The organism is Paenibacillus taichungensis, assembly GCF_050994985.1.
Classification (GTDB): domain Bacteria; phylum Bacillota; class Bacilli; order Paenibacillales; family Paenibacillaceae; genus Paenibacillus; species Paenibacillus taichungensis.
In genome coordinates, this window is the sequence record NZ_CP194720.1 from 452,039 (window position 1) to 475,207 (window position 23,169).

The window sequence follows — 23,169 nt, forward strand, 5'->3', positions numbered from 1 at the left end:
AACCTATTTGAACTTAAATGAACGTTATCGGTAAATGGACGACCACTCTTGCACATACAGGGAGGAAGCGACATGTGGAACAGGGATGCATTTGAAAATCCCGAGGCGCAGTACCGGGTTCATCCCTTTTGGTTTTGGAATGGGGATATGGAAGAAGGGCAAATCAAACGGCAAATAGCCGAAATGTCTGCACAGGGCGTAGGTGGTTTTTTCATCTGTCCACGTCAGGGGCTAGAGATTCCCTATCTATCCGAAGCATGGTTTGACAAGGTACGGATTGCAGTGGAAGCGGCGGCCGCCTGCGGCATGCAGGTATGGCTATATGACGAGTATCCCTATCCAAGCGGGATGGCCGGCGGTGAGGTGACACTTGATTTTCCTGAGGCGAAGCAGCGCCAGCTTGTACATCAGCAGATTTGTGTTCATGGCGGAGAAACAGTGGATCATGAGTTGCCGTGGGGTCGATTTTTAGTGGCGAAGGCAATACCCAAGGATGCGCAGGGCAAACGATTGTGGCATGAATCCATTGATTTGCGCAGTAACATCGGCAATATCCAGACTGATCAGGTATATCAGGAGACAGGACTCACGTCGTATAATCGCAAGCGGTTTTTTACATACCGAACGGCTTTTCGCCTGTTATGGAAAGCTCCCGCTGGGGAATGGGACGTAATTATATTTCAGGAAGAAGAGATGGATGATTTCAAATATTACGGCAACTTTGTAGACCCGTGTCACAAAGAAGCGATGAGCCGTTTTATTGAACTGACCCACGAACGGTATAAGGAAGCCGTTGGAGAACAGTTTGAAAGCGTAATCAAAGGCATGTTCTCTGATGAAATTGCGCCGCTTGGGCGTATTCCTTGGTCTCCACAGCTTCCTCGGTTTTTTAGCGAACGCTGTGGTTACAGTCTGATCGAGTCCCTACCTGCTCTGCTGCATGGCGATGTCCCAGACGCAGAACGTATCAGGTATGACTATTATCAGTCGCTACATCTGCTGCTCAGGGAGTCGTATCACAAACAGGTACATGACTGGTGTGAAGAGGCAGGGATTCAGTATGCGGCAGAAGTGCCCGGGGTACGGATGACCACGCAGTTGTTCAGTCATATGCCAGGTGGAGATTCGGCACATGAGAAAATCGGACGCCCCTTATCCTGGATTCTGGAACGGTATGGCAAAAAAATGCGCGACAATCCGAAGATGGTCAGCTCGCTTGCCAGACAGCTTGGCCGAAGCCGTAATCTGATTGAGTGTTTCCACAGTGTAGGCTGGTCGATGACCTTACAGGATGCCAAATGGATGATTGACCGGATGGCAGCCATGGGCACCAACTTTTTTAACTTCCACGCCTTTTTCTATACCATCGGCGGACTTGCCAAGCATGATGCACCGCCATCCCAGTTTATACAGAACCCGTATTGGCGTCATTTCCGGCAACTGGGAGATTACACGGGACGTTTAAGCTATCTGATGAGCACCGGGACTGCGGACATTCGTATTGCTGTGCTTGATCCAACGACTACGTTCTGGAGCCTGATGGGCAATCCGCTTCACGGATTCGAATATGGCGGAGAAGACGAAGCAGAACGGGCGAAGCTGGATCGTCTCACGAACGACTGGATGCGGATCACCTCGCATCTGGTCGAAAACAGACGTGACTATGATCATCTGGACCCCGAGCTGTTAGCGGAAGCTGTGCTGAATGAGGGCACAATTCAGATTGGCGTTGCACGTTATGAAGTGCTGATTCTTCCACCGATGCTGAACCTGGAGGCAGCAGCCTGGCAGCAGGTGAAGCTGTTCGTAGAACAGGGGGGAACGGTCATATCGGTAGGCATGCCTCCGCATGTAGCGATCCAGCCAGGAAGCCCTGCAGGAAATGAGGCCGCTCAGTTCTTTGGCGCAGGCAACCAGCCGCACGAGGCATATTGGGGCAATGCGGAAGAAACAGGTCATGAGAGCAGCGAATTGATGTGGCAGCAGGGACAGGGGAATGCCTATTTTCTACCTGCTGGAACAGGTCGCGGGGATGACTTCTCCTTGGAACTGATCTCCCTGCTGCTGGATCATGTACTACCCGAACCGATCTGTTGGATCATGGAAGAAGAAAGTGCGTCGCTGCTTATGCAGACCCGTCAATTATCGGACGGAGAGTTTATGATCTTTTTGTCCAACCAGGAAGGACAACAACTTGAAGGGCAATTGAAAATAGTAGCCAAGCGCTTATGGACGGATTTGGATCTTTCAGCGGGTACACGTCTGCTGGCGGAACGCCTCGATCTGGAGACAGGACAGCGTGAATTATTGCCGTTTACCAGCAGTGGTGGTGAATGGTGCATTTCGTTAAAGCTTGCTCCCTATGAAGCGCATGCGGTGAGGCTTACTTTACAACATGCTCAAGAGGCATCAGAGGGGAATCGTTTAGTTACTAAGACTGAGAACGCACCCCATACCATTCAGCTTCCTTCGGAGGGGCCATGGCGTCTGGAAACCGTGCAGTCCAACACACTTCGAATGGGACAGTTCAACGTAACAGCTTCCAATGACAACGGTGTAATTTTTGAACGTAATCATGCTGCAGTCAAACCGTTTATTGACCAGGCGGCTGAATTGTCGGAGAACCATCATCTGCCGCTCCAGTTTAATCAGGTATTTGGTACACCGAAGAAAGCATCCGTTGCCTATCCAATCCAGTGCAAGTATACGACTACATTTGAGCTAAGAACGGCATTGGCAGAATGTCTGTTATTCATGGACAGGGCAGCGATATCAGGTGACTGGACCATGGAAATCAACGGAAAACAGATCGGACCTGATCAATTTGAGCCGATTGAAATTAATGATCACCATAATATTGGCTGCAATATAACAGAATTGTTGCGCAATGGTCTGAATGAAATGACCGTTACTGTACAGGTCATGAGGGATGAAGAAGGTATCGTTGATCCACTGTATCTGCAAGGGCGGTTTGGCGTGGAATTTCATCATGAAGGGATGGTCTCTCTCGTTCGTGAGCCGGATACGTCGAGCCGAATTGGGCCTGAGCCACAGCCGTTTTATCCCCATTTTGCAGGAGAGATGAGTTACAAACGAAGCTTCTGGGTGGATCAGTCTGCTGAAGAGGTTGCGTCCTTTGAACTGGAATTCAATGATTGGCAGGTGCAGGATGTGGTCGAGGTACGGGTGAATGGTCACACTCTGGGCGTTCGATGCTGGTCTCCATATCGCTGGACGGGAGAAGCCTCGTGGCTGCGAGCAGGGGATAACGATATTGAAGTACGAGTTACCAATACACTAATTGGACTGCTGGAAGGTACGTATTTTGACTCGGGCAGCCACAGTTTGCAGGAAGCCGGTCATATGCATGTACCAGCTGAAGAATAGAACTTACAAGATAAAACGAATTTATTCCTTATGGAGATAGAAGGATAAGCAATTGAAGTGGGAGGAGCAAAAAGATGGGGCATCGTATCCAGTTTGACCGCTACCCGGGTGGCGTGATGAAGGCATTGACGCTCAGTTATGACGATGGTGTGGTGCATGATCGCAGACTGGTGGAAATTTTCAATCAGCATGGGCTGCGGGGCACATTCAATCTGAATTCCGGTACGCTGAGTAAGCCTGGCCGAATTGAGACGACAGAAGTTGCGAAGTTGTATGCAGGGCATGAAGTGGCTGTGCATACGGTCACCCATCCCACATTGCCCTATGTTCCGGATGAGCTGCTGACCGAAGAGATCATGGAAGATCGGAGATCGCTGGAACAGCTTGTCGGTTATCCGGTAAGAGGTATGGCCTATCCGAATGGGGGTTATGACCGTTCACTCAGCACCAAGCTCGAATGGCTTGGTATCGATTATGCACGCACGGTTGAATCCCATGGCAGGTACACACTGCCTGAACGGCCGCTTGAATGGCATCCAACCTGCCACCATAACCATGATTTGGCGGCCCATGCCGAACGATTTATCCAGCATACGAAGACAGGTACGCCACTCTTGTTATATGTATGGGGTCACAGCTACGAATTCAATGATAACGACAATTGGCAGATTATAGAGCAGTTTGCTGAGCAGATTGGCGGCCGGGACGACATCTGGTACGCAACGAACATCGAAGTGATTGCATACTGGAAAGCGGTCAAACGTCTGGAGTGTTCAGCAGAGCGGTCGATTATCCATAACCCATCGGCCATCTCCATCTGGTTTACAGCGGATCAGCAGGTGGTTGAAGTGAAGGCTGGCGAGACATTGCGACTAACCGAACGAATCAAGGTATAGGAAGGGAGCTGACGATCATTAGTTATTTTCATGAGAACGAGGCGATTGCAGGCAAGGTGTATGATTCAATTCCGGATATTTTGACTACCGTGGCACAGCGTTATATTGGGGACCATCCGAAACACTCCTTTCTGTTCCGAGCGTACCATCGTGAAGGCTTCCGAAGACTTGGGGATTATCGTTATGATCTGAATCTGGATGCCAAGTGGAAAGAGGCTCGTGCAGGACAGTATGTGTACGTATGGGGCAAGTTGTGGAGCCAGCAGGAGGCCACGTTAAATACGGGACTGAACTGTTATAGTCCGGTGACGGTCTATGTGAACGGAGAAGAGATTTTCAAATCGGAGCTATTGCAGGAGTTATTTCCCGAGCGAAGAACCCAGATTCCGATTTCCGTGAAATATGGCTGGAACGAAGTGTTGCTTTGTTTTGTAAAAACAGAGGTGGGATTCGGCGGGATTTACGGAACAGCCTCATTTAAAAACTTTCCGCTTCACTTCCTCACACCAGGTGTGGATCGCCAAGGTCAGGAGGGCTGGTTGTACTCCGAACCAGTAGATGAACCTTTATCATCACTCCCTCGTGATGGCATGACTGAAGCAGAAACGGGCCTCTCCTGGTATCCGCGCAGGGACTGGACAGAAGGGGAACAGAACGCTGGAGCTTTCGCCAGAATCTTTGGGACAGAGCAGCCTGCTGTTGCGTACGCATGGTCCAAACTGGATGTGATCCAACCGGGATCGTCACCTGTTCTTTTGCAAGGGAAACATGAAGGTGCCCTCACCCTGTATGTTGATGGCAAGGAAATATATTCCGCTGGGCAAAGCGGCAATTTCCGCATTGAACTGCCTCGCCGCTACGGTCCATCTGATCTGGTAGCGAAAGGTGAAACCAAGGCTGGGTGCAAGTTGTGGGGATTCACCTTGGAAGATGCGAAGGATTCCACTGCAACCGGATGGAGATTAAGACCACCTCATCCGGTTGCAGGATGTCCCGATGCGTGGCTGTATACGGGTGGATTTTCCCCAGGCTCTGAACCATCTCCCCAAGACATCGTGGTAACAGATACTGTATTTGATGATGGAGCCCAAGGTGTATACTGGCATGTTGATCTACCTGAAACGAGTGTCCGTCCCTATTTGGAAAATACCCATTATGGCAAATGGAATTATCCACTCGGTGTTACCCTGCTTGGACTTCTTCAGATTGGACAGGAGTTGGGACGTGACGACTATGTTCAGTATGTGCGGGACCATATCGGCCTGAGTACGTCGTTTGACCGTTACGGTCTGTGGGATCGGGAAGGGTACGGCGCCGCGGGAATCAATAATCAGCTGTCTGCAATCGACAGTCTGGATGATTGCGGTTCGTTTGGATCTACTTTGCTGGCAGCGATGGAACTCGGCGACATTCGTGGAGGCAGGGATACCGCAGATCGTATTGCGAGCTATATTACGGATGAACAGGAACGTTTGGAAGACGGGGCATTTTACCGTGTTCGTGGCAGCGGAGAGATGCGCCAGGAAACGATGTGGTGTGATGATCTGTATATGAGCACACCTTTCCTGATGCGGTACGGTCAGTTGACGGGAGATACTTCTTATTGGGAGGATGCAATCAACCAGTTCCTGATGTTTCGCAAATATCTGTATATTCCCGAACAAAAGATCATGTCCCATGTGTATGATTTTGTGCGTGGACGGGCGACAGGTATACCATGGGGGCGCGGGAACGGATGGGTTCTGTTTTCGCTAACCGAACTACTGTCGATTCTGCCAAGTGATCACGTCAAACGGCCAGAACTGCTGAACTTCTACCGGGATTTGTGTCAGGGGTATCTGGCGCTGCAAGGTGAAAATGGACTCTGGCATCAGGTGCTGAACCGCCCGGATTCATATGAGGAGACCTCCTGCACGTCGATGTTCATCTACGCTTATGCCCGCGGTATTCGTGAAGGATGGCTGGAGCAGCCAGAGGCCTACCTGGATGCGGTGCGCAAAGGATGGGAGGGCATGACCCATCTGTCCATTGATTATAAAGGCAACGTCTACGGTGTATGCCGGGGTTCCGGTTACTCCTTTACCGCACTTTATTACCGGGACGATTTGGGATGGATTCTGAACGATACGCATGGTATCGGCATTGTGCTTCTGGCCGGGATTGAGGCGTATAAAATGAACCAGCAGCTGAGCCGGATTTCGTTGGACTCTTCGGTTACAGCTGCACAACGCTAGTACAGCAACCATGTTGTTCATCTGCGTACAACCTAACAAGAAATAAAAGCGGCACGTCTTAAGGGAGTGCCGCTTTTATCGTTATGAATGGAAATAATCAATTCAGATTACAAATTAAACGTGTTGTTAAAATAGCTCCAATTGCTCCGGTCCCTCTTCCTCCTCCGGCTCCGTGCGGTCAGGGAAGGACTTCACGGGTTGCTCCAGCAGCTCCATCATCATCTGTGCATTGGCAGCGGCGTCGCCGCCCGAGTTGTTGTTGAAAATCACAAATACATCTTTGCTCTGCTCCTGCAATTGCTCCAAATAACCTTTCCACTCCAGCAGCTCTTCCTGGTTGTAGCGATACAGATAACGGGTCTCACGCCAATTGGGTGCACCATTCTGATGCCAGCCTGATACATTGCGCCCATGCATACGCACCAGCGTCATTTCGGCATCGGTAGCCTCAGGTACGATAGGGATAGATCCTGGCCCCGCTTGAGGTTCATCACAGACGCTGTGAATCCAGCCCTGTTCCTTAAGAAATGCCAGCGTTCGTTCACGCATGCCCTCTTCATACCAGCTGCGATGACGAAATTCGAGGGCACACGGGATGCCTTCCATTCTCAGTTTTACTTCACGCAGTTCATTGACGTTGTCCCGATTGCATTCAAACCACGGCGGGTACTGGAACAAGGCCGCTTGCATCTTGCCTGCTTCCATGACAGGCTCCAGGGATTCGCGAAAAGCCTTATACATCTCTGAGGTGCTGGTGAAATAGGGTTTTCCCCGCAGATGTCCTGTCATCCCTTGATAGGCTTTGACGATAAAAGCAAAGGACTCCGGCGTCTCCGCTGCCCAGCGTGCCATCCGGTCCCGAGGCTGAACGGCGTAGAAGGAACTATCTACCTCCACGGTCGTAAAATATTGTCCATACAGACGGAGCTTGTCTTTCGCTTTGGTACGGTTCGGGTACAAATCCTCCTGATCTCCCCAGCCCGTAAGTCCAATCCGAATCATAAATAACACCTCCTGCTGCTTCTTCTTATGTTAGCGTTATATTTCAGTCGTCTCATGTACGTCCATGAAGTGAAAAAAACGTCATATTGGTTTGTGAACAATCTCTATGTATAGTTAACCGATTCGCGTGGGCCTGACTATGTTTAACATTATATCGTGTGGTTTCCGGCCGTTCAATGTGGACGATCCTTGGAAATTTTTGAGTTTGAAGGATAAAGACGATACAATGGCTAAAAGCTATAGAGATATGATCCGGCTGATAGAACAGCGTATTACGGATAGTTGGGCCAGTGACCATGTGGAGGGCGATACGTAATGACGGAATGGTATGAAAAGAGTTTTGGAGAAGACTACCTTCTTGTGTACAAACATCGGGATGTGCAAGGTGCATATCAGGAAGTACATAAAATGATCAATTGGTTAAAGCTTCAGCCAAAGTCCAAGGTACTTGACCTTTGCTGTGGTATGGGCCGACATTCTCTGGCCCTTGCAGATGCTGGTTTCCAGGTGACCGGAATCGACCTGTCTGATGTGCTTCTGCGTGAAGCACGCAATATGGACACCGAACATCGTGTTGAGTGGTATCATGCCGATATGCGTGAGCTTCCACTGAAAGGCGGATTTGACGCCGTTGTCAATCTATTTACCTCATTTGGTTATTTCCGAGAGGATGGAGAGCAACTAAGAGTGTTACGCGTCATTCATCGGATGCTGAAGCCAGGCGGCAGCTATATTATTGATTTTATGAACACGGCTTATGTGACTCGTCATCTGGTGCAGCATTCAACACGTGAAAGCGAAGGACAGAATATTGAGGAGTTTCGCAAGATCCAGGATGGATTTGTGCAAAAAGAAATTCACATCACCGATACCGCATCGGGCCAAAAACCAAGAATCTATCAGGAACGCGTCAAGCTGTACACCCGTGAACAACTACGTGATCTGCTTCACGAGGCAGGACTTATGGTGGATCAGGTACACGGTGGTTATGATGAAGAGAAGTACGATGAGCAGACATCGCCGCGGATGATTTTTGTCGGTCATCGGCCGGAGCAGTAGAGTTGGAGGAGAATATTAATGAAGCGAACGGAATCCATTTCCATGCCAGTAGGCATGCATCGTGTCAAGATTACTATGGCTTTTCCTCTACGTTGGGTGAACAGCTATGTGCTCTATGAACCGGATGGAACAATAACGATAGTTGACCCGGGACCACGCAGTACTGAGACGGAACAGGAGTGGCACGAAGCACTCGCAGATTTCAATTTAACTTTTCAGGATATTAGTCAGATTGTACTGACCCACCATCACCCCGATCATCTGGGGTTGTCTGGCTGGATACAGCAACAAACGGATGTGCCTGTTCGAATGTCCACACGATCCCGCCAGGAAGCGGATTGCATGTGGGGAACGGAGGCAACCATCAATACAGTGTTGCCTGAATATTATAGTCGCCATGGAATGCCGGAAGACAAGACGCAGCAGATACGTGAACATATGGAGGGATTTATCTCACAGATTACGCCACTTCCGGTAGTGACACCGATTGAAGATGGCGAATGGCTGGTTATGGGCGGGAAAAAGTGGCTTGCTGTAGAAACAGGTGGACACGCGCCAGGACATCTATCCTTCTATGCGCCGGATTCCAGGGAGATCTTGTGTGGAGATGCCGTATTGCCGCAGATCTCACCGAATATTAGCCTGCAGCCGGGAAGTGACGATCAGCCTTTATTGTCTTATATGGAAGGACTGCATCGACTGGGGGCATTGGATGTAGGAGTGGCATATCCAGGGCATCGGAATCCGTTTGGCCATTTTGCCGATCGAACGGTTCATCTGCTCACTCATCATGAAGAGCGCCTTCAGAAAATGATGGAGCGAATCCGGGAAGCACCGACGAATGCGTATGAAATCTGTGTGTTTATGTTTGGTGACCGATTGGGAACACATCAGCTTCGTTTTGCGATGAGCGAAACTTTGGCGCATTTGCAAGAATTGATCCGGCGAGAGCATATTATACAGGAGCAGCAGCCCGACGGAGTATTCTTTTTTATCGAAAATACTTAGGATTACAAGACTTTGACCAGGAGAACTGCCTGTTCAGAGTCTTTTTTTGCGTGTAACGACTCCAATAAATGAAAGCTTTAGTCTCTCTTAACCGTTCATTCATCTTCTTTTAAGGCAGCACTTCTATGATAAATGCATGAACTTCGCCAGAGAAAGCAGGGAAGAGCGATGACTAGGAAAAAACGAAATCAATGGAGAAAATGGCAAGCCTCAGCGGCAGCAACGTTGACCGTGGCTGCACTCTTTCAATATGTAAGAACTTCTGATGCCTTTGATGTCGCTTATGCGGCGGCTAATGGTACCGATATAAGCAGTACAGCTTCCACCCAGATAGATGCTCAGGATGATGTCATGGACGAATGGACGAACAACACAGATAACAATTCCGATGCATCGTCCAATGAAGGCTATAGCCTGGATGAGGAAACGACTGATGGAAGCACTGCCATCGGTTCGAATCAAGGCAGGTCGTCGGGTGGCTGGATAACAGATCAGAACAGCAATCAGGATACAGACTCCAGATATAGCCGTGGCAATTATCAGTCACGCACGGGTGCATCATGAGCCGCACGGAGCAAGTCTCCCGTCTTCTTAAGTTCCGCTTCCGGGCGATGAACACGGACGTGGAAGTTCAGTTAGCCGCAGGACGGGAAGAGGCTGAGCATGCGGCAGCCTTGGTGAAGAATTGGTTCGAAGCGCAGGAACAGCGTTTCAGCCGATTTGTGGCAGACAGTGAATTGAATCGTCTGAATTGTTGCACAGGATGGATGCCAATCTCCGCAGCAATGGATGAAGTGTTAAGTTGGGCATACGGTTATATTGGACAGACGGAAGGGATTTTTCAGCCAGGTATCTCTCAGGCTCTGCGGGCTTCGGGTTACGATGTCAGTTTCGAGCAGCTGCAACAAAGAGAGCTTCAGCAATCTGGAACCGAACGCAGATTGGACATCCGACCATCGGATACAACAGATATGCTGAGAGACGAATATGACTATAGCCGCCCACGTTGGATTCAAAGGGAAGGCAGCCGAATGGTTCATAAGGACCCTGGGACTGAACTGGACCTTGGGGGCATTGTTAAGGGTTGGGCCGTTGAGCGTATCGCCGATTGGCTGCAACGTACACTTCATATTTCGGCCGGATTAATTAATGCAGGTGGAGACATTCAGGCATGGGGGACAACACTTCATCCGATGTGGTCCGTGCAAGTCACCGATCCTTATCAGGAGGAGCGAAATCTGATAGGGAATATTCAATTGAGGAAAGGTGCAATTGCCACTTCAGGAGTGGGACGGAGACAGTGGCAGAATACGGACGGAAGCCTTTCACATCACTTAATTGATCCCCGGACGATGGAGCCAGCAGATACGGATGTGCTGCAGTGTACAGTTCTGGGCCAGCATGCCTCGCAATGTGAGATTATTGCCAAGACCGTCTGTATTTTGGGAAGTGCCGATGCAGTAGGTTGGTTAAACCGTCATTACGATCGTCATGACGTCCTCTGGATGACCAGGGATGGGAGCACTTATTTTAGAGGAAATACCGATACGCTCGCTGAACGCTGGCCTGGTTTCGATCCGGATCACCGCTTCAGTCTTATATAAACGACAAGTCTATCAGATGTGGGGGAGCCGGTTATGGCGCAATGGATTGTAGATTACCTGCCGACGTGGAATATCATTCGAATTAGTGGAATCGCCGCTTATTTGCTGCTCTTTGCCGGTGTGTTTCTGGGGATTGCCCAAGGGATGCCCATGGCTAAAGGCAAACCTAAAGCGGCCATGTTTAAATGGCATACCCGAACGACCTGGCTCGCATTTGGACTTGGACTTGTGCATGCGTTAACCCTATATATTGATCACTATAGTCCATTCACCTGGAGTGAACTGCTCATTCCGTTTACGGCTTCAGTACATCCGATCGGCAGCGGACTGGGCACATTATCCTTTTATGGTTTGGTGATCGTACTGCTATCCAGTGATTTGCGTAACAAGCTTGGCCGCAAATGGTGGTTTATGTTCCATATGTTGTCTTATCCCGTATTCATCGGTTTACTGTTCCATGGCATGGTTACCGGTTCTGATTCAGGCAATGTGATTTTTCGTCTGATGTATGTGTTTACTGGCTTGAGCATTCTTGGTATTACGGTACTTCGTGGCATGCTGAGAGAACGCAAAGGCCCGGAAATTACAATTGGACCCAGTCGTGTACAGCCTAAGCCAGCAGCGGAACAGAAATGGGCTGAGGTGTATCGTTTGGCGGGAGCCGGAAGACAGGAGCATCTGAAATAGTGTATTACAAAAATAAGTGAATCAACACAAAAGAAGCGGCCTTCGTGGCCGCCTTTTTGTCATGATCAGAAGAAGTCTGATTGTTGAATTTACTTGGTTTGTTCATTTCCAACTCCTATTACACATGCAAATTATACGATATCATCGCTGACAGGTTTTTCTCCCAAAGCTTCTTCAAGCTCCGATTGTTTGCGATGCGCAATCCGGCTGCTGGCTGCTGAAGCGATAGCCCCCACAATATCATCCAGAAACGTATGCACAGGCCCAAGGCTCTTGTCGTTCAAACGTTCAAGCACACCGGGTTTGAGCTTGTCTACATAACCGTAGTTCGTAAATCCGATACTGCCGTATACGTTGACGATAGAGAATGCGAGAATCTCATCCACGCCATATAATCCTTCATCATTTTCTATCATCTCCTGCAAAGGAGAAATGAGTTTGCCTTGCTCTGCCAGCAAGTCCAGTTGAATGCCTGTCAGGACTGCGTTCTGCACCTCACGTTTGCGTAATACTTTCTCCACATTGTCGATACATTCTTCCATCGTAAGACCTGGGTAATACTTTTTCTGTAGCATCATGACCAGTTCTGCGATCTCAGGGATCGTAACGCCCCGCTTGTGCAGCCATTCCCTCGTTGCCTCAGCCACTTTGCGGCTATTCAGGCTGTAAGGAATTTTTTCTTGCTCCGGATGTTCCATGGGCGATTCCTCCTCTGAAGTTAGCAATGTCCCTATACTTATATCCTAATACGTTATTAACCATTTTGGGTTTCTTTGCTATCCTTCGACGGGGATGGAAGGCCAGTTTTCAGCTTTATGCATGGTGAGCTTGTTTAAAAAGTAGTTATTTTTTGGGCAAAGGCTCGTATACATGGTAGTACAAACTGTAAAAATGATGAGGGGGAACGTGATCATGAGTAAGATCCGTTATTTGCGTACAGCTTCTGCAGCTGCGCTGTTGAGTATTCCTGTGGTGTTATCCGGATGTGGCATGTTTGGGGCACAGTCCTCCGAGGCTATTGATCCACCGCCGCCGATTCAGGAAGCGGCCATGATTCAGGCGGCTGAAGGCAATGGATCACTTGCCAAGCTGCCACTTACAACCGTATACCTCCAGGACCAACAAGGTTTGTTGGCTCCGGTATCTATGACACTCCCGTCGGGCACGGACGTCAGCAGCCCCAAAACAGCCTTGGATACACTTGTGACGGGTGGTCCATATGCAGGGATGTTGCCTGAAGGATTTCAGGGCGTTCTCCCGCAGGGTACCGTTGTTCAGAACGTAACGATTCATCCGGATGATAAACTGGCAGTCGTGGAGTTCTCCGGCAATTTTGCCAAGTATGATGCCAAGAACGAGCGCAAAATGCTGGAGGCAGTTACCTGGACACTCACGGGTACACCGGATGTGCAGAACGTACAGATCTGGGTAGACGGCAAAAAGTTAACGCAAATGCCAGTAAACAGCACGCCATTGCCGGAACCGTTGAATCGGGCGGTGGGTATCAATCTCGATTTGGGTGATACATTCACGACTAACAGCAGCCCGGTAACGGTTTATTTCTCAGCCGCTTCGCCAGCAGGCATTCAATATTATGTCCCGGTTACGCGTCTTGTGACACCAGGTGGAGACCGGGTGCAGGCTGCGCTGAATGAACTGATCAAGGGACCAGCCAAAGGCGGCGAGCTGGAAGAGGTTATGACAGGCGGAACGCAGCTGCAATCGGTCAAAACGTCTGAGGATGGAACCGTAACAGTTGCACTCAAAGACGATATGTTCACTGAGGGAGATGTCGTGCCAAGTGAACTGCTGCAATCCGTCGTATTGACTACGGCCGAGAACACAGCAGGCAAGGAAGCTAAAGTCCAGATCGAATGGAATGGGCAAAAGACAGTCATGAGTGATGATAATCGGGATTACAGTGCCCCAGTATCGAAGCCTGAATATATCAATGAAATTCCAATTTAAGTCACAATAAGCGGTCTGATGTACGGTTGACAGAACTCTTTGGTGGACAGGATGCTTTTAAGTGAACTCTTTGGTAAAATAGAAGGGATTAGTAAAAGTGTGAACAAGCTCGACATTACAGGATGCTTAAGTCGTAGGAGGCAGAAATGATGAGATCTAACGGACGAACCAGCGACCAGCTGCGCCCGATGAATTTAACAATTAACACGAATAAATACGCCGAAGGTTCTGTACTGATTGAAGTGGGAGATACCAAGGTTATTTGTACAGCTACGGTGGAGGAACGTGTTCCTCCCTTTATGAAAGGGCAGGGTAAAGGCTGGGTAACGGCTGAATACTCCATGCTGCCACGTGCAACACATACCCGTAATCAGCGTGAAGCGAACCGCGGCAAATTGACTGGACGCACCATGGAAATTCAGCGTCTGATTGGCCGGGCACTGCGCTCGGTCGTTAACTTGCAGGCTCTTGGTGAACGTACGATTACACTGGACTGTGATGTAATCCAAGCTGACGGCGGTACACGCACAACGTCCATTACCGGTTCGTTTGTAGCTCTGGCGCTCGCGGTGAACAAAATTGCCCAACAGCATAAATTGCAAGTATTCCCGATTACGGATTTCATTGCAGCGGTAAGTGTGGGTGTAGTTGGAGAACAGCCGGTGCTGGATCTGAACTATGATGAAGATTCCAAAGCCAAGGTAGATATGAACCTCGTGATGACAGGCGGCGGGAAATATGTGGAGCTTCAGGGAACAGGTGAAGAAGCTCCATTTGATCGTCGTGAACTGAACGCGATGCTGGAGCTGGGTGAGCAGGGTATTCTGGAGATGATTGAGCGTCAGAAAGAAGTTCTCGGTCCCATTGCACTCAAGATTGGTGCTCGTGGATTAGGAGAAGCCTAACATGAGTCTGGATAGCCCAATTATCATTGTCGCAACCCGTAATGCAGGGAAAGTACGTGAATTCGCTCATGCATTCGCTCCGCTGGGCAAAGAGGTCAAAAGTATGTTTGACTATCCAGAGCTGCCGGATGTCGTTGAAGATGGCGTAACCTTTGCAGAGAATGCCTGGAAGAAAGCCAAAACGGTGGGCGATGCTCTTGGCTTGCCTGTCCTGGCTGACGATTCGGGATTGTGCGTGGATCTGCTGGATGGTGACCCGGGAGTGTATTCTGCGAGATATGCAGGCGAGGGTGCAACCGATGCGAAGAACAATGCCAAATTGCTTGAGGCGCTGGAATCGCTCAAATCCGGTGAGGATACGGAGCAACCGCTTTTGAGTCCAGCAAGTTTCGTCTGTGCATTGGTGCTGTATGATCCCGCAACCGGACACAAGTACGAAGCGGAAGGTACGGCTGAAGGCTGGATCACTGCTCAAGCAGCCGGTGCAGGCGGTTTTGGATATGACCCACTTTTCTATGTGCCTGAATACGAGATGACGATGGCAGAGCTTACGCTGGAGCAAAAGCAGGCGATCAGTCACCGGGGCCATGCCCTGAGAGCACTCGTATCCAGCCTGAAAGGCTGAGATTCAAACGAATCGGCTCATATGATTATGAATGTATAAGGTGAATTATTGCCTTGCTTAAATATCAAAGCGTTAGTGGAAGGTAAGAGTCATTCCTGTGGAATGCTTCACCGACCATTAACGTTTTTTTATTTTTATGGAGTGGAGCCGATGTTAATAAAGCCAGTGCGGGGGACCTAAAATAAATCCCGCTTTTTTTAGTGAAAATATCGGAACGTACGTTCTTATACCTATATAAAAAATGCAGAGATTTCACGTTTGAGCAGCGCATTAGGACCGGGGTTGGAAGAAGTTGCAAGTCTTGTACCGTATGGGTTAACATTCAAGTTAACGAATCATCAATGAACTCAAACGGAGGGGATTTGCTTATGCAAGAAGTGAAGCTTACGGTGTCTTATGATGATTATGAGGACGGTATTCGTATGGAAACACTGATCAGGGAACTGGCTGCCAAACCGGAGGCTGGTTCGCTGGAGAGTCTGATTATTGGAGACTGGGGGCAGGCCTATGAAAATTCGCCGGAAGAATTTATGGGCGCGCTCATCGAGCTGGCTCCAAGCTTTCCTTCTTTAAAGAAACTGTTTATCGGAGATATGGGCTTTGAAGAATGCGAAGTATCATGGATTATTCAGACGGATCTCACACCACTATTGGTTGCTTTCCCTGAATTGAAGTCATTCACAGTGAAGGGCAGTAGCGGACTAAGTCTGGAACCCATCGAACATGCCAAACTTGAAGAATTAATCATTATTTGCGGTGGTCTTCCCAAAAGTGTGTTAGCTTCAATTGCCCGGGCTAAATTGCCTGAATTGCGTAAGCTTGAGCTGTATCTGGGCGTGGATAATTATGGATTCGACGGTTCACTTCAAGATGTACTTCCACTTTTGGAACAGGGTTTATTTCCAAAGCTCGTATACCTGGGTCTGAAAGACAGTGAAATTCAGGATGAGATTGCGAAAGCTGCAGCTGAGGCGCCAATTCTGGATCAACTTGAAATCCTGGATCTGTCAGAGGGCACGTTGTCTGATGAAGGGTCTGAGGCGCTGCTTGCCAGTGACAAGATCAAAGAACTGAAACATCTCAATCTCAGTTACCACTATATGACAGACGAAATGCTCATTCGTTGGAAACGTTCCGGTATATCTGTAGATGTTAGCGAGCAACAACAGAGTGATGAAGATGACTGGCGTTACCCGTCGTTAACGGAATAAATGATGTCAGGCATGACGGAAATGGAAGAAAATTTGCAAAGCCCAGTTAAGGATTCGGATATGACTCTGGAGCAGCCGTTATTGTTAATTGGAAACCCGAATAATCGCCGTACCCTTGGATTACAGGAGGCAAGACAGCGTATTGGCTTACAACCTGCATTTGTGTTGCCTTATGCGCATTTACTAAAGACTTGGAGACGGGGCGGAACCATGGTGGATGCCGTACAGCAATGTCTGGAAGGGCGAGGGACTACGTGCATGCAGGGAGAGCCGTGGATATCTTCACCAGCATCGATGTTATATGCGAATCATGATTCAGTTCATGGCGTGAATAGTATACCTCTTATTCGACTGGATGCCCCTGGCGAGGAATGGGAAGTAGAGCGTGAGCTGCTCTTTCTTGGAGCTGTGAATGATGTATCTTCGTTAATCGATGGCCTTTCTGCGAGAATGATTCCGGCAGAACAGACACTCACTCTTGAACAGGAGTGGGGGCGGATCTACGCGCCCAACCAATGGTTTCGTGGTTGGAAAGCCTGTTTGGAACGAATTCGTCAGGAAGCTCTGGAATATTGGCCTAATGCCCGGTTCATGAATGATCCCGATGACATTGCGATTATGTTTGATAAAAGGAAATGCCAGCAGCATCTATCTGCTCATAGCGTTCACGTTCCCCCAACACTCCAACCTTCGGAGCCGATCCGCAATTATGCGGACCTGCGTACAGCGATGAAAACAGCGGGTATGAATCGCGTTTTCGTGAAGCTTGCGTGTGGCTCCGGTGCTTCAGGCGTTGTTGCCTATCAAATTAATCCGCGAACGGGTGCTGAAATTGCCATAACCACTGTGGGAATGGAACGGATTCAGGGAAAGATCAATTTTTATAATGAAGGCCGGTTGCGCAGGTACACACATACTTCAGAGATTTCTGCGCTTATGGATTGGCTGTGTGCTGAGGGGGCCCAGATTGAACGTTGGATGGCAAAAGCGTCCCTGGGTTCAAGCGTGTTTGATATACGCCAGCTTGTGGCAGGTGGACAAGCAGGTCATGCCATCGTACGGCTTAGTCAGACACCAATCACCAATCTGCATTTGCGCAATGAGCGGTTGCTTCCCGCAGAAGCAGGGCTGGATGAACAGCAGATGAATGGAGTTCAGACGGCAGCGAAAGCAGCAATGGCTGCCTTCCCCAACTCATGGTCTGCCGGGATTGATGTAATGCTCAGTGGAGATACTGAGCCGCGTGCCTATATTTTGGATGTGAATCCGTTCGGAGATTTGTTGTACAGAGTGCAGCATAACGGACTTGGAACCTATGAATGGGAAATGGAACTTTTGCGAAAGGAGCCTTACAACTATGACTGATATGAACACCATCGTAGGCTCCCATGATCTATTAATGATTACATTGGACACGTTAAGGTATGACGTAGCCAAGCTGGAGGAACAGAATTGCCCCAACCTGTGCGGTACGGGTCCTTGGGAGAAGCGTCATACTCCGGGAAGTTTTACATATGCGGCACATCATGCTTTTTTTGGTGGCTTCATGCCTACACCTGCTAATACAAACAAAGCATCCCACGTGCGGCTTTTTCATTCCCGGAATACCGGATTAAAGACGCATCCGCATACGTGGCTGTTCGACACACCGGATATCGTATCCGGTTTTGCAGCTGAAGGATATCGTACAATTTGTATAGGTGGGGTCATTTTCTTCACCAAGAAAAATCCGCTCGCCAAAGTGCTGCCAGGTTATTTTCAACAGAGTTACTGGCGGATAACCAACCCCAAATCGACTGAGCATCAGGTTCAGCATGCCTTGAAGCTGCTGGAGCAAAGTGCACCAGATGAGAAGCTGTTTTTGTTCCTGAATGTGTCTGCCATCCATGGGCCCAATCGCTATTTTGTGGAGGGTGCAAGAGAGGACTCGGTAGAAACACAGCGTGCAGCGCTTCGGTATGTGGACAAGGCCCTTGGGCCATTGTTTGATGCAATGAGGCAGCGTTCAAGGCCTACGTTTTGTTTAGCTTTTTCCGATCATGGCACAGCGTATGGTGAGGATGGCTATCAGGGGCATAGGCTCGCGCATGATGTTGTTTGGAATGTGCCTTACCGTGAATTTATTTTATAGAACAAATAATTCATATCATCAATAACTACACACCGGATACAGGGAGGAAACCGATGGACGATCGATCTCAACATACGACAGCAGGTCATTCCGCACAGTCCGGATCCAACACAGCTTCAGGTCTCAGAGAAGTACTTGCTTCACCCTATCGCTCTTATTTATATTCCTATCCCCATAAGACCGCATATCGGGAGTTGAACCCGCCTTTACCGCTCGGTCCATTGTGGGAACGTGAGAATACCGATACGTATTTTTTATATATGCACATTCCGTTTTGTGCCGCTCGTTGCGGATTCTGTAACCTGTTCACGCTGCCGGATCGTCGTAATGACACCCATGTGCGTTATGTGGATGCGCTGGAACGGCAAGCCAAACAGTGGGCACCACTCACATCACGCAGACCCTATTCGAGGTTTGCCATCGGTGGTGGGACGCCCACATTATTAAATGAAATTCAGTTGAACCGTTTGTTTGATATTGCTGAACAGGTGATGGGACTCGATCCGACGCAAGCTTCGATCTCGGTAGAAACATCACCGGATACCGTGACGGAAGCCAAATTGGCGATCATGAAGGAGCGAAGTGTGGACCGGGTAAGTATGGGCATCCAAAGTTTTATTGAAGCTGAAGCCTCAGCCATTTACCGTCCGCAAAAACCACAGGAAGTGGAGCGCGCGCTTGAGAAGCTTACACGGTATGAATTCCCTCTGTTGAATCTGGACCTAATCTATGGTCTGCCAGGACAAACGGTGGAATCATGGCTGTATTCGCTGGAACGTGTCCTTTCATATGAACCGGGTGAGATTTTCATTTACCCACTGTACACCCGCGAGAATACCATTGTGAAACCGGATGATATACAACGTCAGGGACCGGATATTCGGATGGAGCTGTATAAGGCTGCGCGTGAGACTTTAAAAAGCAGAGGCTATGTCCAGTATTCCATGCGCAGATTTGCCAAAGAACAATCATCTTCTGGAAGCAAAGAGCTTCTACCCTACAGCTGTCAGGAGGAAGGCATGGTTGGTCTCGGTTGCGGTGCACGCTCTTATACCAGTGAAGTACACTATGCTTCCAAGTATGGTGTTAGTTATAAGGCCACACAGAGCATCATCGCCGATTATGTGGCAACCGAGCGTTATGATGTGGCCGATTACGGTATTGTACTCAGCCGGGAGGAGCAGAAGCGCCGCTTTATTCTGAAAGCTCTGCTGCATCGGGAAGGATTGCCGCTATCGGATTATGATCAACGATTCGGAACTGAAGTCCTGTCAGACTACGGATGGTTGAGTGAACTGTTGTCTGAGGGCATGGCTGAGCTTGAGCAGGACGATAAGGGTAACCAGGTGCTGCGTCTGACAGAAGAGGGATTGGGCTACTCGGATGCTATTGGAGATTGGCTCATCTCCGCTGAGGTTCGTGAACAAATGGAAGGGTTTGTATTCTCATGAGAGCAACCTTGTATTATCGGGGGAAGCTGTCGTCCTGTAATTACGACTGTCCATATTGTCCGTTTAGCAAAACGGTAGATTCCAAGGAGACGTTGGAAGTGGATGAACAACAACTGCGTCAATTTGTGAATTGGGTGAGGGATCAGGAGAGTGCTGGTCATCAATTTTCGATTTTCTTTAACCCGTATGGAGAAGCTCTGGTAAGACGTTGGTATCGTGAAGCGATGATTGAGCTATCGCATATGCCACATGTGGACAAAATTGCAGTCCAAACCAACCTATCTGTCAAACTGGACTGGGCCCGTAAATTGAACCGAGATAAAGCGGCTTTCTGGGCGACCTATCACCCACGTGAGACGAAAGAGTCTTCCTTCGTCAAACAATGTTTGACTTTACGTGAGATGGGACTTGCTTTTAGTGTGGGGACAGTTGGATTGCGCAGTGCATTCCCTGCTATTGAATCGATGAGGCAGGCTTTACCCGATGAGGTGTATATGTGGATCAATGCATTTAAAGATCGACCCAAATATTACAGCGTGGAAGAGGTCGACTTTTTACGATCCATTGATCCACTGTTTGAAGGGAACCTGCGGGATTATGAGAGTCTGGGCAAGCGTTGTTCCGCTGGTTCGGAGGTATTTTATGTGCAAGGGTCAGGGCATGTAAAAAGGTGTTACAAGGACCGTCGAATTATTGGGCATCTCTACCGCGATGGTTTGCAGGCTTTGGCCGTAGATCGGCCATGTGGCATGAAGAAGTGTGGCTGTTACATCGGTTATATTCATATGGAGGATTCACCGTTCAGAGATATTTTTGGCAGTGGATTGCTTGAACGTAATCCGGTTCTGATTAATCAATAGATATGTCAACAAGAAGTGCAGGAAGAGGTTTCTGAAGAATTGCAGCAGTCTCTTGGTCATTTTAAAGTGGGATGTTGTGTAGCCATGCCATAATTTAGTCGTGTACGACGAAGGGGTGCCTGATGAACAGCTATTATGCTGTTCATCGGCACCCTTTTACGAATGAAAAGATAGCCTTATTTATCTTATTGCCACTTTGTACGTACGCAACCACGAGTTGATCTGTGTCAGATAAGCAAACAACTGTGGACCGGACATTAACTGTCCAAACCAGGGCAAATTCGATGAAGCATCCGGTGAGGAGGCCAATTTGCGAATTTGATCTTTGTCGATTAATGGCAAGATCGGTGAGCTGGCGTCATCCAGAATATCAAGCACCTGCTGTTTAACGGCAGCAAGATACTGCGGGTTATGTGTTTTCGGGTACGGACTCTTTTTCCGGTACAACACATCGTCAGGCAGAACACCCTCCAGCGCTTTACGCAGAATGCCTTTTTCCCGTCCGCCTGTCATTTTCATGTCCCATGGGACGTTAAATACATATTGAATCAAACGATGATCACAGTAAGGTACCCGAACTTCAAGCCCAGCTCCCATACTCATCCGATCTTTCCGATCCAGTAGTGTAGGCATGAACCGGGTGATGTTCAGATAGGACATGACTCGCATTTGGGCTGCCTTACCGGTCTCCCCATCGAGTAAAGGCACTTCAGCCACAGCATCCGAGTAGCGGTCCGCGAGGTAGTCGAGAGGCCTGATCCATTCCCGAATGTCCGGAGATAACAATCCTGCTCGCATATCAGGCGCAACAGACCATGGGAATGTACCGGAGTTCAGCATTTCTTCCCGATGGAACCAAGGATAACCGCCAAATACTTCATCCGCTGCTTCGCCTGAAATGGCAACGGTGGCTCCTTTTTTGATTTCCTTACAGAACAGATAGAGAGAGGAATCTACATCTGCCATCCCCGGCAAATCCCGCACAAGCATCGCCTGGGTCAGTGCATGAACCAGTTCTCCGTTTTCAATCTCAATCCAGTGATGATCTGTCTTCAGTTCATCTACCATACGCTTAATCCATGGACCATCTGCACCAGGTTGGAAGGAATGGGCCTGAAAATGCTTTGCATTATCCACATAGTCTACAGAATACGTGCTGACCTGACCTTGACCTGTACGGTTATAATAATCCACCGCTAACGCAGATAGAGCACTTGAATCCAATCCACCCGACAAAAGGGAGCAGACCGGGACGTCAGAAGCTAGCTGCCGTTCTAATGTATCTTGTAACAGTCTGCGTACTTCGGCAGCTGTCTCTTCCAAATTATGTTCGTGATTCTGACTTTCCAGCTTCCAGTAAGCATAGGTTTTAATCCCGTTTCGGTTGTAGATAAGCGCATGTGCAGGTTTGAGCTCGTTAAGGGAGGAGTATACGCCGTGTCCAGGTGTCCGGGCAGGACCGACAATAAATACTTCTGCCAAACCTTCAGGGCCTACCGCAGCTTCAACATCCGGGTGGATGAGCAGTGCTTTGGGTTCTGAGCCAAATACAAGTGCATCCTTTGCATGACTGTAGAACAGGGGTTTGACACCCAGCCGATCACGGGCGATAAAAACCTGTTCGCGTCCGCCATCCCATATGGCAAAAGCAAAAATTCCGTTAAACCGGTCAACGCAGGCCGGTCCCCACTCAATATAAGAGGCGAGCAGCACTTCCGTATCACATTGTGTGCGGAAATGGTGTCCGCGCTGGAGCAATTCCTTTTTCAACTCGGGTGCATTGTATAGTTCTCCGTTATACACGACGGTATAGGAGGTGTCTCCCTGTAACGCATGCATGGGCTGTGCCCCGTTCTCCGGGTCCATAACGCTGAGACGCCGATGTCCGAACGCACAAGGATTGGAGATCCATGTACCTGAAGCGTCGGGCCCTCGGTTCGACAAGCTGTCCGTCATCCGGACCAGCAGCTCTGATTCCTGGGTCAAATCCCGATTCCACTGTATGAAGCCGGTTATACCGCACATGGTTTGTTCATCCTTTCTTAGTCGAGTCATTCATCCGTATGGCTGCTTAGTTGCTAACAGCCAGCAAATGTTGTCTTTTTCGTCAGAAGTCGTAACAAATATATGCCGAAAGCAGG

Annotated in this window: 19 protein-coding genes; 16 read left to right on the forward strand and 3 right to left on the reverse strand. The window is 49.0% G+C overall.

Going from position 1 to position 23,169, the window contains the following annotated elements; all coding sequences use genetic code 11:
* Positions 1-72 precede the first annotated feature (72 nt).
* The 3 genes from ACR1R9_RS02155 to ACR1R9_RS02165 all read left to right on the forward strand — a co-directional run bounded on the left by ACR1R9_RS02155 (position 73) and on the right by ACR1R9_RS02165 (position 6,517).
* Positions 73-3,387 (forward strand): glycosyl hydrolase, encoded by a 3,315-nt coding sequence (locus ACR1R9_RS02155; RefSeq protein ID WP_433921845.1) that lies wholly within the window; start codon positions 73-75, stop codon positions 3,385-3,387.
* 74 nt (positions 3,388-3,461) lie between these two features.
* Positions 3,462-4,283 carry a polysaccharide deacetylase family protein gene (locus ACR1R9_RS02160; RefSeq protein WP_433921844.1) on the forward strand — a complete coding sequence of 274 codons (822 nt, stop codon included), beginning with the start codon at positions 3,462-3,464 and terminating at the stop codon, positions 4,281-4,283.
* 56 nt (positions 4,284-4,339) lie between these two features.
* Positions 4,340-6,517, forward strand: coding sequence for a glycoside hydrolase family 88/105 protein (locus tag ACR1R9_RS02165; protein ID WP_433921843.1), 2,178 nt, complete (start codon positions 4,340-4,342; stop codon positions 6,515-6,517).
* A gap of 126 nt (positions 6,518-6,643) precedes the next feature.
* Here the strand turns inward: ACR1R9_RS02165 and ACR1R9_RS02170 are convergent, their stop codons facing one another.
* Complete coding sequence (locus ACR1R9_RS02170) at positions 6,644-7,519, reverse strand: DUF72 domain-containing protein (RefSeq protein WP_433921842.1); 876 nt, start codon at positions 7,517-7,519, stop codon at positions 6,644-6,646.
* 315 nt (positions 7,520-7,834) lie between these two features.
* On the opposite strand from ACR1R9_RS02170, the gene ACR1R9_RS02175 reads away from it, so the two are divergent.
* From ACR1R9_RS02175 to ACR1R9_RS02195, 5 genes are all read left to right on the forward strand, one after another.
* On the forward strand, positions 7,835-8,578 hold the full coding sequence (locus tag ACR1R9_RS02175; RefSeq protein ID WP_433921841.1) for a class I SAM-dependent methyltransferase: 744 nt from the start codon (positions 7,835-7,837) through the stop codon (positions 8,576-8,578).
* Between the two features lie 18 nt (positions 8,579-8,596).
* Positions 8,597-9,586, forward strand: a complete 990-nt coding sequence (locus ACR1R9_RS02180; protein WP_433921840.1) for an MBL fold metallo-hydrolase — start codon at positions 8,597-8,599, stop codon at positions 9,584-9,586.
* Between the two features lie 168 nt (positions 9,587-9,754).
* Positions 9,755-10,150 (forward strand): hypothetical protein, encoded by a 396-nt coding sequence (locus ACR1R9_RS02185; RefSeq protein WP_326066535.1) that lies wholly within the window; start codon positions 9,755-9,757, stop codon positions 10,148-10,150.
* Complete coding sequence (locus ACR1R9_RS02190; protein WP_433921839.1) at positions 10,147-11,190, forward strand: FAD:protein FMN transferase; 1,044 nt, start codon at positions 10,147-10,149, stop codon at positions 11,188-11,190. Before ACR1R9_RS02185 ends, ACR1R9_RS02190 begins: the two co-directional genes overlap by 4 nt.
* Before the next feature lie 33 nt (positions 11,191-11,223).
* On the forward strand, positions 11,224-11,877 hold the full coding sequence (locus ACR1R9_RS02195) for a ferric reductase-like transmembrane domain-containing protein (RefSeq protein WP_433921838.1): 654 nt from the start codon (positions 11,224-11,226) through the stop codon (positions 11,875-11,877).
* A gap of 131 nt (positions 11,878-12,008) precedes the next feature.
* Here the strand turns inward: ACR1R9_RS02195 and ACR1R9_RS02200 are convergent, their stop codons facing one another.
* Positions 12,009-12,575, reverse strand: a complete 567-nt coding sequence (locus tag ACR1R9_RS02200) for a phosphatidylglycerophosphatase A family protein (protein WP_076290808.1) — start codon at positions 12,573-12,575, stop codon at positions 12,009-12,011.
* 214 nt (positions 12,576-12,789) lie between these two features.
* Between ACR1R9_RS02200 and ACR1R9_RS02205 the strand changes: the two genes are divergently transcribed.
* The 8 genes from ACR1R9_RS02205 (at position 12,790) to ACR1R9_RS02240 (ending at position 21,028) form a co-directional block, all read left to right on the forward strand.
* Positions 12,790-13,845, forward strand: a complete 1,056-nt coding sequence (locus tag ACR1R9_RS02205) for a GerMN domain-containing protein (protein WP_090904407.1) — start codon at positions 12,790-12,792, stop codon at positions 13,843-13,845.
* A 146-nt stretch (positions 13,846-13,991) separates the two neighbouring features.
* Entirely contained in the window at positions 13,992-14,750 is a 759-nt protein-coding gene (rph, locus tag ACR1R9_RS02210; protein WP_053783129.1) for a ribonuclease PH, read from the forward strand.
* Between the two features lies 1 nt (position 14,751).
* On the forward strand, positions 14,752-15,375 hold the full coding sequence (locus ACR1R9_RS02215; protein WP_099858111.1) for an XTP/dITP diphosphatase: 624 nt from the start codon (positions 14,752-14,754) through the stop codon (positions 15,373-15,375).
* A gap of 368 nt (positions 15,376-15,743) precedes the next feature.
* Complete coding sequence (locus ACR1R9_RS02220) at positions 15,744-16,586, forward strand: STM4015 family protein (protein WP_076290805.1); 843 nt, start codon at positions 15,744-15,746, stop codon at positions 16,584-16,586.
* Positions 16,587-16,607: 21 nt separating this feature from the next.
* Positions 16,608-17,951: an STM4014 family protein gene (locus ACR1R9_RS02225; protein ID WP_433956413.1), complete on the forward strand. Its 1,344-nt coding sequence runs from the start codon at positions 16,608-16,610 to the stop codon at positions 17,949-17,951.
* Positions 17,944-18,717, forward strand: coding sequence for an STM4013/SEN3800 family hydrolase (locus ACR1R9_RS02230; RefSeq protein ID WP_433921837.1), 774 nt, complete (start codon positions 17,944-17,946; stop codon positions 18,715-18,717). Before ACR1R9_RS02225 ends, ACR1R9_RS02230 begins: the two co-directional genes overlap by 8 nt.
* A gap of 53 nt (positions 18,718-18,770) precedes the next feature.
* Entirely contained in the window at positions 18,771-20,168 is a 1,398-nt protein-coding gene (locus ACR1R9_RS02235; protein ID WP_433921836.1) for an STM4012 family radical SAM protein, read from the forward strand.
* Positions 20,165-21,028, forward strand: a complete 864-nt coding sequence (locus ACR1R9_RS02240; RefSeq protein ID WP_433921835.1) for an STM4011 family radical SAM protein — start codon at positions 20,165-20,167, stop codon at positions 21,026-21,028. Before ACR1R9_RS02235 ends, ACR1R9_RS02240 begins: the two co-directional genes overlap by 4 nt.
* Before the next feature lie 180 nt (positions 21,029-21,208).
* On the opposite strand, the gene asnB is transcribed toward ACR1R9_RS02240, so the two are convergent.
* Positions 21,209-23,053 carry an asparagine synthase (glutamine-hydrolyzing) gene (gene asnB, locus ACR1R9_RS02245; protein WP_076290801.1) on the reverse strand — a complete coding sequence of 615 codons (1,845 nt, stop codon included), beginning with the start codon at positions 23,051-23,053 and terminating at the stop codon, positions 21,209-21,211.
* Between the last annotated feature and the right edge of the window lie 116 nt (positions 23,054-23,169).